The organism is Clostridium pasteurianum (assembly GCF_001705235.1).
Taxonomy (GTDB): Bacteria; Bacillota; Clostridia; order Clostridiales; family Clostridiaceae; genus Clostridium_S; species Clostridium_S pasteurianum_A.
The window spans coordinates 749,760-764,731 of sequence record NZ_MCGV01000001.1 but is presented as its reverse complement, the minus strand read 5'-3'; the positions used below and the strand labels follow the sequence as shown (position 1 = coordinate 764,731).

The following is a 14,972-nucleotide window of genomic DNA, read 5'->3' as shown; positions in this document are numbered from 1 at the left end:
ATGCAGCAGATCCATGTTTTTTTCTTTGAAATAGGTTATTATATATATAATTATTAATGTAATACATTATAATTATATTTAATAGAGTTTGTGAAAATTTAAAGTGGAGGTATATACATATATGATGGATAGCAGTAAGATTGATTTAAATAAGGATAAAAGAAAAGATATGATTGAGCTAATAAAAGATTATTTCTTAAATGAAAGAGATGAAGAATTAGGTGATTTAGCTTCAAGTTTAATTTTGGATTTTATAATAGAGAAATTAGCACCTGAATTTTATAATCAAGGAGTTTACGATTCTTATAAATATATGAATGAAAAAATTGACGACTTACTAGAAATTCAAAAAAGAGTTTAATGTATTTTTTATAAAAATAATCATAGTAGAACTTTACCTACTGAAAGTTTTGAGTATATTTTGTTATGAAAAGTTGCAAGATACTAATATAAAAACTTTTAGAAGGGAAGATTTGAAATGAGAAAGCACAAAAATTTTAATAAATTAATTATGGCATTTGTGGCCCTAAATATTTCTATGTTTATGTTTACTGGATGCGCCAACAATAATACATCTATGAATCCTCAAAATCAGGTGAAAAAGACATTTGATAAATCACAGGTAAAAAAAGACTATGATAATACTTTAAGTACATTAGTAAATGATAAAACTATAACTAAAGATCAATCTAATAAAATAGTAACTTCTCTTATGGGTACTGTAACTAGCGTTGGTAAACAAAGTAAGAGTAAACAAATAAGTGCTTTAGATAAGTTAGTAAATAGTAATATAATTACTAAGGAACAGGAAGATAAAATAATAAATGCTCTGAAACTCAGATAAGTAACAGTATTTTGAAACATTAAATAAAACTCATAAGACTAAGCTCCAAATTATAAAAATACTAAGAAATTTTAATAACTCGCTGAAAAAAAGCTCAAACAAATTAAAATTTCTAAGTCTTTTTATAATTTGGAGCAAGTCTTATTGAGTTCTATTTAAATCGTTTCCAAAATACTGTTACTTATCTTTTGGAGTAAAGCAAGGAAAAAATTTCTCCGTGCCTACGGAATTTTAGCATAACTGGGGTTTGGGTTGTAGACATGGTATTCTTTTGCATAAAATACTGGCTACTTAATATTTACGATTAGTAATTTTCATTTAATAATTTAAATACTTATCTAAAATATTTATAATTTGGAGCAAGTTTTATTGAGGGCTGCTGACATTGCTGCGCCCGTCAGCAGGTGAGTGATACTATGACAAAAGTTAAGGTTAAAATATTTCTTCAGGGAAGCGGAGAAAAGTGTTATTTATAATAAATATTATGGTATTCCCTTGGGATTTTTGCAGGTTACATGATGTAATGTAATAGTATTTTATATGATAAGGTTTAAAATTTTATGAAAAAGTATATTATGTATGCCGCAATGGTTTGTTTTATATATTCAATATGATATAATACTTTTGGGTTTTTTTAAACAAATGAGTGTATTTTATATAAATAGGATTATAAATGTAAGTTAATAATATTTTAAGGTACATAATAAAAACCTATGAATAGTATAGAATGTTTGTAAACAAATGTTTAATTATATTAAGGAGGGAACTTCATGTTCGATAATGATATATCCATGAGTTTAGTAAGAGTAACAGAAGCAGCAGCATTAGCATCTTCAAAATATATGGGTAGAGGAGATAAAATTGGAGCTGATCAGGCTGCAGTAGACGGAATGGAAAAAGCCTTTAGTTTTATGCCAGTAAGGGGTCAAGTTGTAATAGGTGAAGGAGAACTAGATGAAGCACCAATGCTTTATATAGGACAAAAATTAGGTATATGGAAAGAATATATGCCTGAAATGGACATTGCAGTAGATCCATTAGATGGAACAATTTTAATATCTAAAGGATTACCTAATGCAATTGCAGTAATAGCAATGGGACCTAAGGGAAGCTTACTTCATGCACCTGATATGTATATGAAAAAGATAGCAGTAGGCCCAGGAGCAAAAGGAGCTATAGATATAAATAAGTCTCCAAAAGAAAACTTTATAAATGTAGCTAAGGCTTTACATAAAGATATATCAGAACTCACTGTCATAGTTCAGGAGAGAGAAAGACATGATTATATAATAAAAGAAGCAATAGAAGCTGGAGCAAGAATTAAGTTATTTGGTGAAGGAGATGTTGCAGCTATACTTGCATGTGGTTTTGAAGATACTGGAATAGATATATTTATGGGAACAGGTGGAGCACCAGAAGGAGTTATAGCAGCTACAGCAATGAAATGTATGGGTGGAGAAATGCAGGCTCAATTAGTGCCTCATAATCAAAATGAAATCGATAGATGCCATAAGATGGGAATAAAAGATGTAAATAAAATTTGGACAAATGATGAGTTAGTTAAAAGTGATAATGTGTTCTTTGCAGCTACAGCTATAACAGAATGTGATCTTCTTAAAGGAATTGTATTTTCTAAAAATGAAACTGCAAAAACTCATTCAATAGTAATGAGGTCTAAGACAGGAACAATAAGGTTTACAGAGGCTATTCATGACTTGAATAAAAGTAAATTAGTGATAGAATAATATTAATATGTTTGAATTACGGTAAGGGGGGATAGTAAATGTCTGTAAGTATTGAAAATATAATAAAAGATCTTCAATTAGAAGTTTTAGTAGAGGGAAAAAGTGACATAAAATTAAATGTAAGTGATATTAATAGACCTGGACTTCAATTTGCTGGATTTTACGATTATTTTGGTAATAAAAGAGTTCAGGTTATTGGCATGGGTGAGTGGAGTTTTTTAAATGCAATGCGTCAGGAAATAAGAGAAAAAAGGGTTAGAAAATATTTTCAATTTGATACACCATGTATTGTTCTTGCTAAGGGGTTAAAACCGCAAAAGGAGCTGCTAGAGTGTTCTAAAGAATATGGCAGATGGCTTTTAAGGACAAATATGCAGACTACTAGATTTATAAATAAAATAATGAATTATCTGGATACAAAATTAGCACCTGAAACGAGGATTCACGGGGTGCTGGTTGACATATACGGTCTTGGAATATTAATTACAGGTGAAAGTGGAATAGGTAAGAGTGAGACTGCTCTTGAGCTTATAAAAAGAGGACATAGATTAGTTGCTGATGATGCTGTTGATATAAAAGAAATAGAATCAGTTCTCGTAGGTAAATCTCCATACATAACTGAGGGAATGCTTGAGGTAAGAGGTATGGGTATAATTGATGTTCCAGTTCTTTATGGACTTAGTTCTGTTTTATCAGAAAAGACTATTGATCTTGTAATATACCTTGAGCAGTGGAAAGAAGGAAGAGACTACGACAGACTTGGTACTGATGATGAGCATATAAAAATTTTGAATATTCCGGTTAGAAAAATGACTTTGCCAATAAGACCTGGGAGAAATGTTGCAGTTATAATAGAGGCTGCTGCCGCTAGTTATAGATATAATCTAAGCGGAAAAATATCTCCTGTAGATACTATTAATAATAGGATTGAAGAATATAAAAATGATTCAGAAGAATAAAAGGGAATTAAGGCAAAGAATGCTGGACATGCGAGACAGTCTAGACTCCAGTATAAAGTCAATTAAAGATAATAGAATTTATAATAAAGTGATAAATAGCATAGAATATAAAGATGCAACTAATATATTTGTTTATGTAAGTTACCAAAGTGAAGTTGACACTCATAAGATCATAAACAAAGCAATTATTGATGGAAAAAAAGTTTTTGTACCAAAGGTTATTTCTAAAGAAAAAGGTATGGAGGCTCTTGAAATTAAAGGATTACATGATTTAACAGAAGGAAACTATGGAATTTTAGAGCCTACAGGCTTAGATTATATAAAACCTCAGACGATAGATATGGTTTTAGCTCCCGGATTGGCATTTGATAAAAAAGGTGGGAGAATAGGTTATGGTGGAGGGTTTTATGACAGGTATATGAAACTTATTTCAAAATCAACAGTTAAGATAGGAATTTGTTATGATTTTCAGGTAGTGGAAGAAGTTATTATGGATTCTAACGATGTACTAGTTGATAAAATTATTACAGATTAGACGGATTTTATTATTTAGGAGGTTTAGAATATGTCAAAAGATTTATTGAAGAAATATGAAAATGCATGGAATAAATATGACAATGAAGAGGTAAAAAAAGTTTTTGCTCTAGGTGATAGATTTAAAAATTTTATTTCTAAATGCAAAACAGAAAGAGAATGCGTAACAGAGCTTATAAAAGTAGCTGAAAAAAACGGATACAGAAATGTAGAAGATTTAATAGTAAAAGGTGAAGAATTAAAAGAGGGAGATAAAGTTTACGCCAATAATAGAGGCAAGGGTCTAATAATGTTCTTAATAGGAAAAGAACCTATGTGTAATGGAATGAAAATATTAGGTGCTCATATAGACTCTCCTAGACTTGATTTAAAACAAAATCCTCTCTACGAAGATACTGATTTAGCCATGCTTGATACACATTATTATGGAGGAATAAAAAAATATCAATGGGTTACTCTTCCAATGGCGATACATGGTGTTATTGTAAAGAAGGATGGAAGTATTATAAATGTATCTGTAGGTGAGGATGATAGCGATCCTGTTTTTGGTGTATCTGATCTTTTAGTCCATCTTGCAGGCGACCAAACAGCTAAAAAGGGGAATAAAGTTGTTGAAGGTGAAGATTTAAATATATTAGTAGGAAGCATTCCAATTAAAGATGGAGACGAAAAGAAAAGAGTAAAAATGAATGTAATGAAAATACTCAATGAAAAGTACGGAATAGATGAAGAAGATTTTGTCTCCGCAGAGCTTGAAGTTGTTCCAGCTGGAAAGGCTAGAGATTATGGATTTGATAGAAGCATGGTAATGGGCTATGGTCAGGATGATAGAATATGTGCCTACACTTCTTTTGAAGCTATGGTTGAAATGAAAAAAGCAAGAAAAACCTGTGTGACAATACTTGTTGATAAGGAGGAAGTCGGAAGCATAGGTGCAACGGGAATGCAGTCAAAGTTCTTTGAAAATGTAGTGGCTGAAGTTATGAACTTATGTGGAGATTATGATGAATTAAAGCTTAGAAAAGCATTATTTAATTCCGAAATGCTCTCTTCAGATGTAAGTGCAGCATTCGATCCTAATTATCCAGATGTTATGGAAAAAAGAAATTGTGCATACTTTGGTAAGGGTATAGTTTTCAATAAGTATACTGGTGCAAGAGGTAAATCAGGGTGTAATGATGCGAATGCCGAATACATTGCAGAGCTTAGAAGAATACTAGGCAAAGAAAATGTAAGCTGGCAGACTGCTGAACTTGGAAAGGTAGATCAAGGCGGCGGTGGAACAATAGCATACATACTTGCAGAATACGGTATGCAAGTTATTGACTGCGGAGTTGCTCTTTTAAATATGCATGCACCATGGGAAATTTCAAGTAAGGCAGATATTTATGAAACTAAAAATGGGTATTCAGCTTTCTTAAATAATTAACAGTGCTTTGTAACATTAAAAAAATTCTATAAATCTAAGGTAAAAAAATCATAAAATACTAAGAGTTTTGAATAACTCACTACGTTCAGACAAATTCAAAACTCTAAGCATTTTATGATTTTTTTATCAAGATTTATTAGAATTTTTTTAAATCGTTACTTCAGCACTGTTAATTATTTTTTGGAGTAAGGCAAGGAAAAAATTCCTCCGTACCTACGGAATTTTGGGCTTGAGATTGTTTGAGGTTTAAATGTGGGTATAGCTTGATTATATAAATATTATCGTAACTGGACTTTCCTCAAGCTTGGTACAGGATAATGTTGAAAACTCTAAGCATTTTATGATTTTTTTACCAAGATTTATTAGGATTTTTTTAAATTGTTACTTCAGCACTGTTAATTCTTTTTGAGGGTAAAGCAAGGAAAAAATTCCTCCGTATCTACGGAATTTTGGGCTTGAGATTGTTTGGGGTTTAAATGCAGGTATAGCTTGATTTTACAACCTAACTTGTTAATGAATACCATTGTAGTATAATATGTATACATAATAACACATATTAGTAAATTATTACAAAACTGCTCTGATTAATATGAAACGAAAACATATTGATGCAGTTTTATACATTCAAAATGGAGGCTATAATGGATAATTTTTGGGAACGTTCTATACCTTTTTATAATATAGACATTAAGGAAATAACAGTTATATTCACAGAATATGATAAGCACCTTGAAATATTGAATTATTCTCCTATAAATGTTGGTTGTAGAAACAGTAATTATAAAGTGCATACGAATAGAGGATACTTTTTGCTAAGAATATGCCCAATAAACGATATTAGCCATAAAAAAGAGAGAACTATTAACGAATTATTTTATGGGCACTTAAATGTCCCTAAATTGCTTTTTGTATCTGAGGATAACATTACACAAAGAATATGCTTAATATATGAATATATACATGGAGAATCTATGCAAGAAATGTTGGTACAAAGAGGTAAGTTAGAAGATAGCATTATTGTTCAAGTTACCGAAAGTGCTTCATATATACATAACTGTAATATTACAAATAAAGGTGTATTTGATAATGATTATCCACCATTTCTAACATGGTATGATTTGTTTCTTGAAAAAGAAATTATTACAGAGCGTATTGGAAAAGAGATTAAAGAAAGAGTTAAGAGACTTATATCGCATAAAAAAAGAGATTTGTATGAAATTGATAAGTATATAAGTTTTACTCACTCAGATTTTCGTCCTGCAAATATGTTAATTGATAAAAATAATAGTATTTGGATTGTTGATTGGGAATTTTCGGGCTTTGGTCACAGCTTAGGAGATATAGGCCAGTTTTTTCGATATGAAAATAACTTTAGTCAAAAGCAAATTAAGATATTTCAGCAGGTATATAATAATTCTTCTAATAGAAGTTTACCATCTGATTGGTATAAACTAAGCAAACTTCGAGATTTAATAAATCCACTACAAATGCTCGGTGCAAAAGAGAATCTTCCACAAAAATATACTGACTTAAAAGATATTGTTTTAAATACATTAGCTTTTTTCGGTTACTAATATCTGTCTAAAAAGTCATTCTATTTATAAAACTCATTTTAGTTTATACGCAGTTCTCTTATATTATGTATTAACAGGTAGTCTAAATTCAAGTGGAAATTGGACTACCTGTTTTTAGAGTATATATTAGCAATTTAGTCTAACAGAGCCTAATTAAAAAATCCAACATTCTTAATTTTTCTTAAGTTGAAGCATTATTTGGATAGTAATATATCTATATTCTTACTATCTAAATGAACCTGACCTAATTTTCCGTGTTTTGTGTCTGATGGATCATCTGTATGGAAATCCGAACCTGCGGTTACTATTTTGTTGTAATTTGTAGCTATTTCTAAAAACCTTTTTGTATCAGATTCTTTATTTAATGAATAAATTGCCTCAAGTCCATCAAAATTAAGCTTTAAAAGTTCCTCTACAGGTGTCTTTTTTATTAAAATTGGATGAGCTAAAATTACTACTGCATTGGCATTTTTTAAAATATCAATTCCTTCTGACACAGATACTTTTTTGTTTGGAACATATGCGGGACTTTCCTTGTTTAATATGTTCTCAAATATATATTCATAAGTAAAATCATAGTCACTAGAGATTATTGCCCGCGCTATATGAGGTCTTGCTACAATATTATGGGCTTCTTTTAATATGCTTTTATAATCTAGCTTTATATTAAAAAAAGTATCTAGATTTTCAACTATTTTTTTTGCTCTCCATACTCTATAATTTTTCATACCTAATAGGAACTCCTGAAAACTTTTATTTTGGTATGAATTATCTCTGAAATATCCTAGAATGTGAATGCTTTCTCCATTTTGAAGAGTTGATAATTCTATTCCTGGAATCACTTTTATACCTAATTTTTCACCGTAAGATATAGCTCTACTAACTGAATCTGTAGTATCATGGTCAGTTACAGCCATTATGTCAATATCATTATTCTTGGCAATCTCAACTACTTTTTCCGGAGCATATTTTCCGTCAGATGCATTTGTGTGAATATGAAAATCACCTTTAACGTACATAAAAATCCTCTCCTTGAAGTCTATTTAATACACAATCAATATACCAAAAATTCTGTGATTTGTCGATTCTATTAATAATGAGAAGCGAAAAGGAAAAATTAAGAATTAAGAATTAAGAAAGAAGAATTAAGAATGAAGCAGGATTTTCCGCCGCTTTGCTCTGGAAAATCTATATTTTAGGAAAGAACATTTCAACTAGTTGAAATGGAAAGATGTAAGGTTAAAAGTTTTTCATAGTGAAATGAGGGAGAGGTATCATTGTTTTTATTATAAGAGAAGAATTTAAATAAAATTATCATATCCAAAATTCCGTAGGTACGGAGGAATTGTTACCTTGTTTTACTCTCAAAGGGGATTAACATTGATACGTAACGATTTAAAAAAATTCTAATAAATCTTGATGAAAAAAGCTTAAAATACTTAGATATTTCAATTGTCTTGTACTATAAGTGTAGACACTTAATCTCATTTGATTAAGTACCTACACTTATTTTAATATAATAAGAAATGGGCTGATGATTCAATTGTTGGAATTTTGCTTCCGTGGCTCAAACTATCACCCATTCCTTGTTACGGATATTCGATTAAGCAGGTTGGAACTATAATTAGCTTCCGTGTAACGAACAAAAATGAGTAGTAATAAGTGGATGGACAAAATTTTTAGCAAAGGAGTCGATATTATGATTAGTGTTGGCATAGACGTTTCAAAAAACAAAAGTACAGTTTGTATTCGCAAATTATATGGTGAAATTTTAGAGAAACCTTTTGAAGTTAAACATACTTTAGAAGAACTAAAAAAGCTGGCTGATAAGATTATAAGTTTTGACGAAGAAAGTAAAGTAATTTTGGAAGCAACAGGACATTATCATATTCCAGTAGTATCTTATCTACAGGAAAGAGGAATTTGGGTTTCTGTTGTTAATCCCATGCTTATGAAAAAGTATGCAAGTATATCTATTAGAAAAGGTAAAACAGATAAATTAGACTCAAAAACAATCTCGAAATTTGGCTTAGACAATTGGCATGAACTAAGTAATTATAAAATAGAAGAAGATATCAAAAGATAAGTTATCAGATTTTGTTCAAAAATACTGGCATTATGACAATATTATTAAATTAAGCCAAAATAAATTTACTGAAAACTATAAGAAGTGGACAAAAAAAGAGGGATACCAATTTAGCGAGAATAAAGCTCATGAAATATATATTCTCGCTAAAAATAGTATCACAACTATGCCTTCTAAGATGTCAAGTACAAAAATGATCATCTTAGAAACTATAAAGGGCATCCATTCGACTGGAATAACCTTAAATAAAATATTATCACGAATGAAGGAACTTGCCAAGCTATTACCAGAATATGATGTTGTTTTGAATATGAACGGTGTAGGAGAAAGACTGGCACCAAGAATTATTGCGGAAATAGGTGATGTAAGAAAGTATTACAGTGCAAAGGCTCTTGTGGCTTATTCAGGAATAGATGCACCACCTTATCAATCGGGAAACTTTAATGGAAACAACCGAAAAATATCAAAACGAGGATCTCGATATCTTAGAAAAACAGGTTATGAGATAATGAAAAGCATAAAATGTAGAGTCCCCACTAAAGATACAGCAGTGTATGACTATATAATAAAAAAAGAATCAGAGGGTAAGGCAAAGAAGCAGGCTAAAATAGCAGGATTAAATAAATTTTTGAGAATATATTATGCTAGAGTTTCAGAAATTTTGAAAAACTAAAAAAATAAAAATAGAGCATTTTAAAAAAATCTTCCGTAAGAAGGTTCTTTTAAAGTTGCCCTATTTTACTGAAAAATTTCTTTGAAATTTTTTAATAAAAACACTTGACTTTACTTAGCAGGTTTGAGGATCTTTTCAGCGAGTTATTGAAATATCTTAGGATTTTAAGCTTTTTTTATCTTAGATTTATAGGATTTTTTTAATGTTACGAATCAATGTTAATCCCCTAACGTGGTATTACGTGTGTGCCTAAATTATAAGGGTTGCAGGAAGATGGAATATCTGTTATATTCAAAAAGTCCTTAGGGTAATATCCATCCCATGGGGATACAGTTACATAATTTTTATTGTATACATCTAAAACAAATTTTTTCCTTGAAAAGGTTAAAAAAAATCGGTACATAGGTTTCTCTGGAAGGTTTGAGGGTTTATTTATGTAATTATGCTTTTTCAAATGAATTAAAAAGTTTTTTAAGACTGATATATCAGAATTATTTAAAATGTAATTTTTATAGTATACTGTATCTATTAAAGAAACTTTTATGACTTTTTCTTTTACGAAACTTTCTGCCAAAAGGTTTGTGTAATAAAAGTTAAATGGCTTTTTCTTATGTAAAAGTTCATTATCACAGCCGCAAAAACATACTAGAAAAATAGTTAATGCTGCTAATAAAATAATTTTTCGCGCTTTAATAACAATCACCAGCCCATTCTTTTTATATATAGAATATGAGCTGGTAAATTATTTTATTACATTTAAGACTTATTTTTTAAAAAGTTTCCTTTGTAAGGTTCTGGATGAATTACTGTACAGGAGTCCGGAAAGATGGTCTTTATTTGCTTTTCAATATCAGAACATATATTGTGGGTCTTTTCTAGTGAATCAGTGCCAACTATTTGTATATGAATATCTATTTCACGGGTATTGCCGCATTTTCTTGTCCTAAGTTTATGGTATCCTTCTACATAAGGATGGTTCTTAATTATAGCGGCTATTTTATTTAGATCTTCTTTATCAAGACTGCTGTCCACTAAATCTTTTAAAGACTTTTTTATTAAATCTACTCCGGTTTTTATTATTAAGAATGCTACTATAAAGGCAGCTGCAGAGTCTATGAGCTTTATTTTAGTTATTTTTAGAAGAATTAACCCCAAAAATACTCCCATTGATGTGAAAACATCAGTAAATAAATGTGCTGCATCTGCTTCAAGAGCAATGGAATTTGTCTTTTTGGCGCATTTAGAAAGTATAATTGATATAAACAAGTTAACTCCAGAAGATATAAGCATTACATAGATTCCTGAATTTACATTTTGTATTTCTGAGTGAGATACTAATTTTGTGACTGCCTCATATATTATCATTGCAGCTGCAAATATTATCAGTATTGCTTCAGCAAATCCAGATACGTTTTCATATTTGCCATGTCCAAACGGATGTCCTTCATCTTCTTTTTCGGATGATTTTCTTATGGAAAAAAAGGCTATTAAACTTGCTACAAGATCTATTGATGAATGAATAGCCTCAGATATTACACTAATTGAGTTCATTGCAATACCAGCAGTAAGTTTAAAAACTATTAAAATACTATTTGATGCAATAGATAATACTGCTGAATTATGTTTGTTCATTTTTAATCTCTCCAATTCTTTTTCTATTTCAATTGAGAAAACTTATAAATAGTATATAGTATAAAAGCCACTAAATCAATACAATTACAATAAAAAAAGTAGAAAAAATTGTAATAAATAATTTCAACTGAGAATGATTTTAAAAACCATGAATTTTAATATATAATGTATATATAGTTATTCGTGAAATTAAACCTATGCATTTATGAAAATTGTAAGTACATAAGTTTATGGAACAATATTAGGTTAAATATTTAGTTTTTATATATAATATTATTTTAGTCATAGTTTTGTGAATGAAAAAATTTATTAAGATTTATGAGGTACTAAAATGAAGAAAAGTAATAAATATAAAGCATCAAGTTTGTTGACCTTTTTTGGTGTATGCTATTTTATAAGTAGTGCATTTAAGGACAATTTTTATGGAGGTCTTATTTCAAGTATATCGGAGGCAGCTCTTGTAGGCGGCATAGCAGACTGGTTTGGTGTTACAGCTATTTTTAAAAAGCCACTTAATATAAACTGGCCTAAAAAAATATTTAGAACGGATATACTTAGAGATAATAAAGAAAAATTTGTTTGTACAATAGTGGATATGGTTGAAAATGATCTTCTAAGTAAAGAAAAAATAAATGAAAAGGTAAGAAATTATGATTTCTTTTCAGCTATTTTAAATATGAAGCTGCTTAAAAAAGAAGTTCTTCAAAATATAATATCTCGAATAGATATTAAAAGATTTTTAAAGGATAATATATATGAAAATGAAGCATATGTAAATAAAGCTTTAGATAATTTTATTCAGAGTAAGTTATATGATAAAGCGGTAGAACTAGTTATAGGAGAAATGGTGAAAGTCATAAATGAGGATTTCTCCATAAAATTTATTAATGAGATTTTAACAGATACTATAAAAAGATATGAAGGAAATAGTCTTAGGAGAAAGCTTACAACTGGATTTATTCTTAAGGCTGTTTTTAAAGGAAATTTGAAATTAGCTCCATATATAGTTAAGGATAAAATTATAGAAAAGCTAAACAGTATAAGAAGTGGAAAAAATGAATATAAGGAAGATGTTAAGAAATTCATACTATCTATTTATAAAAATAAGGATAAATCCTCTTTCCCTGATGTTTCAACTTTAGTAAAGGACTGTGCTAAAAGGTGTGAAAACTGTCCAAAGGAGTGTAAGATATGGAATAAAAAATACAGTGAAGACAACATTAGCGAGTTAATAATAAATGCTGTAAATAATCTTGATAAAAAGGTAGTGAATGAATTTATAAGCAATTTTATAGAAAAACTCGTTAATTCTAAACACAAGGAAATAGGCAGTATAGTACGTGAAAGTTTAAACAAATATAATGATGATGAGATAATAAAGTTAGCTTATGATAAAGCTGGTGATGACCTTCAACTTATAAGAATAAATGGTTCTGTTGTTGGAGGGATGGTAGGTATGCTAGTATTTATAGTTACAAAAATATTAATTTAATATTAGGAGTAGAGATTATGAATTATAGAAACAAAGCTAATATAACTCTTGTAATGGTTTCAGTTGGTTTTATAATTGCTTTCATAATAAAATATTACGTGTTAAATAATGCATATAGTGATTTCCTATTTACTATAATGGAGGCAGGGCTTGTAGGAGGAGTTGCTGATTGGTTTGCTATAACAGCCCTTTATAGAAAACCACTTGGTGTATCATTTCATACGGCACTTATACCTAGAAATAGGGAAAAAATAATTGATGCCACAGCTAGTTTTGTAGAGAAAGAACTTTTAAGTAGTGAGTCTATAAAGCAGAAGATAGAAAAGAACAATATTGGAGATAAGTTGATTGAAAATATAATAAAAAATGAGAAGAGTATATGTTTAAAGGCTTTTAGCCTAATTGATGAATACGTAAATAAAATAGACAAAAATAAAATAAAAGAAGAAATAAAAAAGCTTAGAGAAAAGTATCTAAATGAGCTTTACAGCAGCAGTAGAATAAAATGTATAGCAGAGTGTATATATACTAATAATAAGGAAAAAATTTTAAATGTTATTTCTGACTTCTTGCTTTATGTTTTAAAAAAACCAGAAGTAGAGGATTATATATATAATTTTGCAGATAAAGTTAAAAAGGAGAATACTAAAGGTACTTTTGCCAAAATAGGATTGTCTATTTTTGAAGCTTCAGATAGTGTTAATACAAGAGAAGCATGCAAAATATTTTATGAAGAGCTTATACATAAGGTGAAGGGATTAAGCGAGCCTCAAAATTATTATAGAAATGAAATTGACAAGTGCATTATGAGGTTTTTAGATAGATTAGATTCTAGTGACGGTAATTTGGAAGTCATTAAAGAGAATATCTTTGGCGATGATAGTATAGAAAAGATTATGAATAAGTTATTTTTAAAGTCAAAAATTCAGTTTGAGGAAAATGAACTTTATGGATGTTTTATATCTGAAAAATTATTCGGGATTTTTGTGAATTGCTTTAAAAAGTTAAAGGATGATAGAAAAAGCTTAAGTAAAATTGAAGACTATGTTCAGAAAACGGTTATAAATTTACTTCAAGAGAAGCATTATGTTATAGGAAAATTTATAAGAGATACACTTAATGAGTTTGATGATAAAAGATTAAATGAATTCATTGATGATAAGGTTGGAAGTGATCTTCAGTGGATAAGGATAAATGGATCGGTTGTTGGTGGATTTGCAGGTATGATTTTATTTTTTATTATGAAATTCATATATAATCCATTTATATCACCTGCAATAAGGGGATTGTTTTTAAGATAACTAATCCCCTTAATTATTATGCAGTGATATTACAATATGAACTTTAGCTTAGTTCTTTTAAATATTCTTCTACTTCTGATCTTTTAAGATTTCCTTTTAATAAGTCTTCATCTGATTTACTGAGAAGCTCATGGTAAAAGTTTATAGCTGTTTCCTTAAAATTATTGCTATCACTTGAATTCATTAGTTCATAAAGGCAGTCATCTGCTTTAGCGTAATTTTCAGTGATTTTAAAATACTTGAATAATTTTTCCATGGTTTCCGTGCTTAGCTCATATTGAGTTAATCTTTCTATAGTAGTGTCTGATAAAGCCGTATAATTTTCTATATCGCAGTCTAAATCATCATTAAAAACTGTGTATATTAAGTTGAAGGCCCTTTCATATCTAAAAAAAGCTTCTGATATATTGTCTTCATTGTCTTCAAAAATAGTACCCTCTTCGAATAAAAGTGCTGATACTATTATGAGTTTATTTCCATCAGGCATATTATTTGTTTTTAGAAAGTTTAAAAGGTCTTTCATAGAAACTGAATTTATAAAACTTGAGCTCATTCCCGAAAACCTCTTAAAAGAATCATCTATTGCAGGGAAGGCATCCTTATTTAAATCCTTAAGTTTATGTATTTTATCAATATTATTTTTAAATTCTTCGCTTAGAAGTTTACTTATATTTTTTTTAATCAATTGACACACCCCATTAAA

13 protein-coding genes and 1 pseudogene are annotated in these 14,972 nt (G+C 29.3%); 10 read left to right on the top strand and 4 right to left on the bottom strand.

Translation table 11 applies throughout. From position 1 onward, the window contains the following. Window positions 1-121: 121 nt before the first annotated feature. From BEE63_RS03540 to BEE63_RS03510, 7 genes are all read left to right on the top strand, one after another. Window positions 122-361 carry a DUF2164 domain-containing protein gene (locus tag BEE63_RS03540; RefSeq protein ID WP_066020068.1) on the top strand — a complete coding sequence of 80 codons (240 nt, stop codon included), beginning with the start codon at window positions 122-124 and terminating at the stop codon, window positions 359-361. Between the two features lie 117 nt (window positions 362-478). Next, the gene (locus BEE63_RS03535; protein ID WP_066020067.1) at window positions 479-844 is read left to right on the top strand and encodes a hypothetical protein; all 366 of its coding nucleotides are present in this window, start codon (window positions 479-481) and stop codon (window positions 842-844) included. Between the two features lie 770 nt (window positions 845-1,614). Then, entirely contained in the window at window positions 1,615-2,589 is a 975-nt protein-coding gene (gene glpX, locus BEE63_RS03530) for a class II fructose-bisphosphatase (protein WP_066020066.1), read from the top strand. Window positions 2,590-2,627: 38 nt separating this feature from the next. Further along, complete coding sequence (gene hprK, locus BEE63_RS03525; RefSeq protein WP_066020065.1) at window positions 2,628-3,548, top strand: HPr(Ser) kinase/phosphatase; 921 nt, start codon at window positions 2,628-2,630, stop codon at window positions 3,546-3,548. Continuing rightward, window positions 3,532-4,083 (top strand): 5-formyltetrahydrofolate cyclo-ligase, encoded by a 552-nt coding sequence (locus tag BEE63_RS03520; protein WP_066020064.1) that lies wholly within the window; start codon window positions 3,532-3,534, stop codon window positions 4,081-4,083. Before hprK ends, BEE63_RS03520 begins: the two co-directional genes overlap by 17 nt. 30 nt (window positions 4,084-4,113) lie before the next feature. Continuing rightward, window positions 4,114-5,511, top strand: coding sequence for an aminopeptidase (locus BEE63_RS03515; RefSeq protein WP_066020063.1), 1,398 nt, complete (start codon window positions 4,114-4,116; stop codon window positions 5,509-5,511). Between the two features lie 641 nt (window positions 5,512-6,152). Continuing rightward, window positions 6,153-7,085, top strand: a complete 933-nt coding sequence (locus tag BEE63_RS03510; protein WP_066020062.1) for an aminoglycoside phosphotransferase family protein — start codon at window positions 6,153-6,155, stop codon at window positions 7,083-7,085. Window positions 7,086-7,279: 194 nt separating this feature from the next. Here BEE63_RS03510 and BEE63_RS03505 read toward each other — a convergent pair whose 3' ends face one another. After that, window positions 7,280-8,104: a PHP domain-containing protein gene (locus BEE63_RS03505; protein WP_066020061.1), complete on the bottom strand. Its 825-nt coding sequence runs from the start codon at window positions 8,102-8,104 to the stop codon at window positions 7,280-7,282. A 680-nt stretch (window positions 8,105-8,784) separates the two neighbouring features. Here BEE63_RS03505 and BEE63_RS22520 point away from each other — a divergent pair. Next, a pseudogene (locus BEE63_RS22520) lies at window positions 8,785-9,844 on the top strand (IS110 family transposase). A gap of 226 nt (window positions 9,845-10,070) precedes the next feature. Here the strand turns inward: BEE63_RS22520 and BEE63_RS03495 are convergent. Further along, complete coding sequence (locus BEE63_RS03495; protein WP_242874665.1) at window positions 10,071-10,547, bottom strand: DUF4883 family protein; 477 nt, start codon at window positions 10,545-10,547, stop codon at window positions 10,071-10,073. Window positions 10,548-10,600: 53 nt separating this feature from the next. Then, the gene (locus BEE63_RS03490; protein WP_066020059.1) at window positions 10,601-11,476 is read right to left on the bottom strand and encodes a cation diffusion facilitator family transporter; all 876 of its coding nucleotides are present in this window, start codon (window positions 11,474-11,476) and stop codon (window positions 10,601-10,603) included. 331 nt (window positions 11,477-11,807) lie between these two features. Here BEE63_RS03490 and BEE63_RS03485 point away from each other — a divergent pair, with 331 nt between their 5' ends. Together BEE63_RS03485 and BEE63_RS03480 are read left to right on the top strand one after the other, a co-directional pair. Beyond that, a complete protein-coding gene (locus tag BEE63_RS03485; RefSeq protein ID WP_066020058.1) occupies window positions 11,808-12,968 on the top strand; it encodes a DUF445 domain-containing protein in 1,161 nt (386 codons plus the stop codon). Window positions 12,969-12,985: 17 nt separating this feature from the next. Continuing rightward, complete coding sequence (locus BEE63_RS03480; RefSeq protein WP_066020057.1) at window positions 12,986-14,269, top strand: DUF445 domain-containing protein; 1,284 nt, start codon at window positions 12,986-12,988, stop codon at window positions 14,267-14,269. A gap of 43 nt (window positions 14,270-14,312) precedes the next feature. Here BEE63_RS03480 and BEE63_RS03475 read toward each other — a convergent pair whose 3' ends face one another. Further along, entirely contained in the window at window positions 14,313-14,954 is a 642-nt protein-coding gene (locus BEE63_RS03475; RefSeq protein ID WP_066020056.1) for a DUF6483 family protein, read from the bottom strand. Between the last annotated feature and the right edge of the window lie 18 nt (window positions 14,955-14,972).

Bases quoted from the DNA above. Each gene is read 5' to 3' on its own strand.
- BEE63_RS03540 (WP_066020068.1), top strand. From the start codon at position 122: ATGATGGATAGCAGTAAGATTGATTTAAATAAGGATAAAAGAAAAGAT.
- BEE63_RS03535 (WP_066020067.1), top strand. From the start codon at position 479: ATGAGAAAGCACAAAAATTTTAATAAATTAATTATGGCATTTGTGGCC.
- glpX (WP_066020066.1), top strand. From the start codon at position 1,615: ATGTTCGATAATGATATATCCATGAGTTTAGTAAGAGTAACAGAAGCA.
- hprK (WP_066020065.1), top strand. From the start codon at position 2,628: ATGTCTGTAAGTATTGAAAATATAATAAAAGATCTTCAATTAGAAGTT.
- BEE63_RS03520 (WP_066020064.1), top strand. From the start codon at position 3,532: ATGATTCAGAAGAATAAAAGGGAATTAAGGCAAAGAATGCTGGACATG.
- BEE63_RS03515 (WP_066020063.1), top strand. From the start codon at position 4,114: ATGTCAAAAGATTTATTGAAGAAATATGAAAATGCATGGAATAAATAT.
- BEE63_RS03510 (WP_066020062.1), top strand. From the start codon at position 6,153: ATGGATAATTTTTGGGAACGTTCTATACCTTTTTATAATATAGACATT.
- BEE63_RS03505 (WP_066020061.1), bottom strand. From the start codon at position 8,104: ATGTACGTTAAAGGTGATTTTCATATTCACACAAATGCATCTGACGGA.
- BEE63_RS03490 (WP_066020059.1), bottom strand. From the start codon at position 11,476: ATGAACAAACATAATTCAGCAGTATTATCTATTGCATCAAATAGTATT.
- BEE63_RS03485 (WP_066020058.1), top strand. From the start codon at position 11,808: ATGAAGAAAAGTAATAAATATAAAGCATCAAGTTTGTTGACCTTTTTT.
- BEE63_RS03480 (WP_066020057.1), top strand. From the start codon at position 12,986: ATGAATTATAGAAACAAAGCTAATATAACTCTTGTAATGGTTTCAGTT.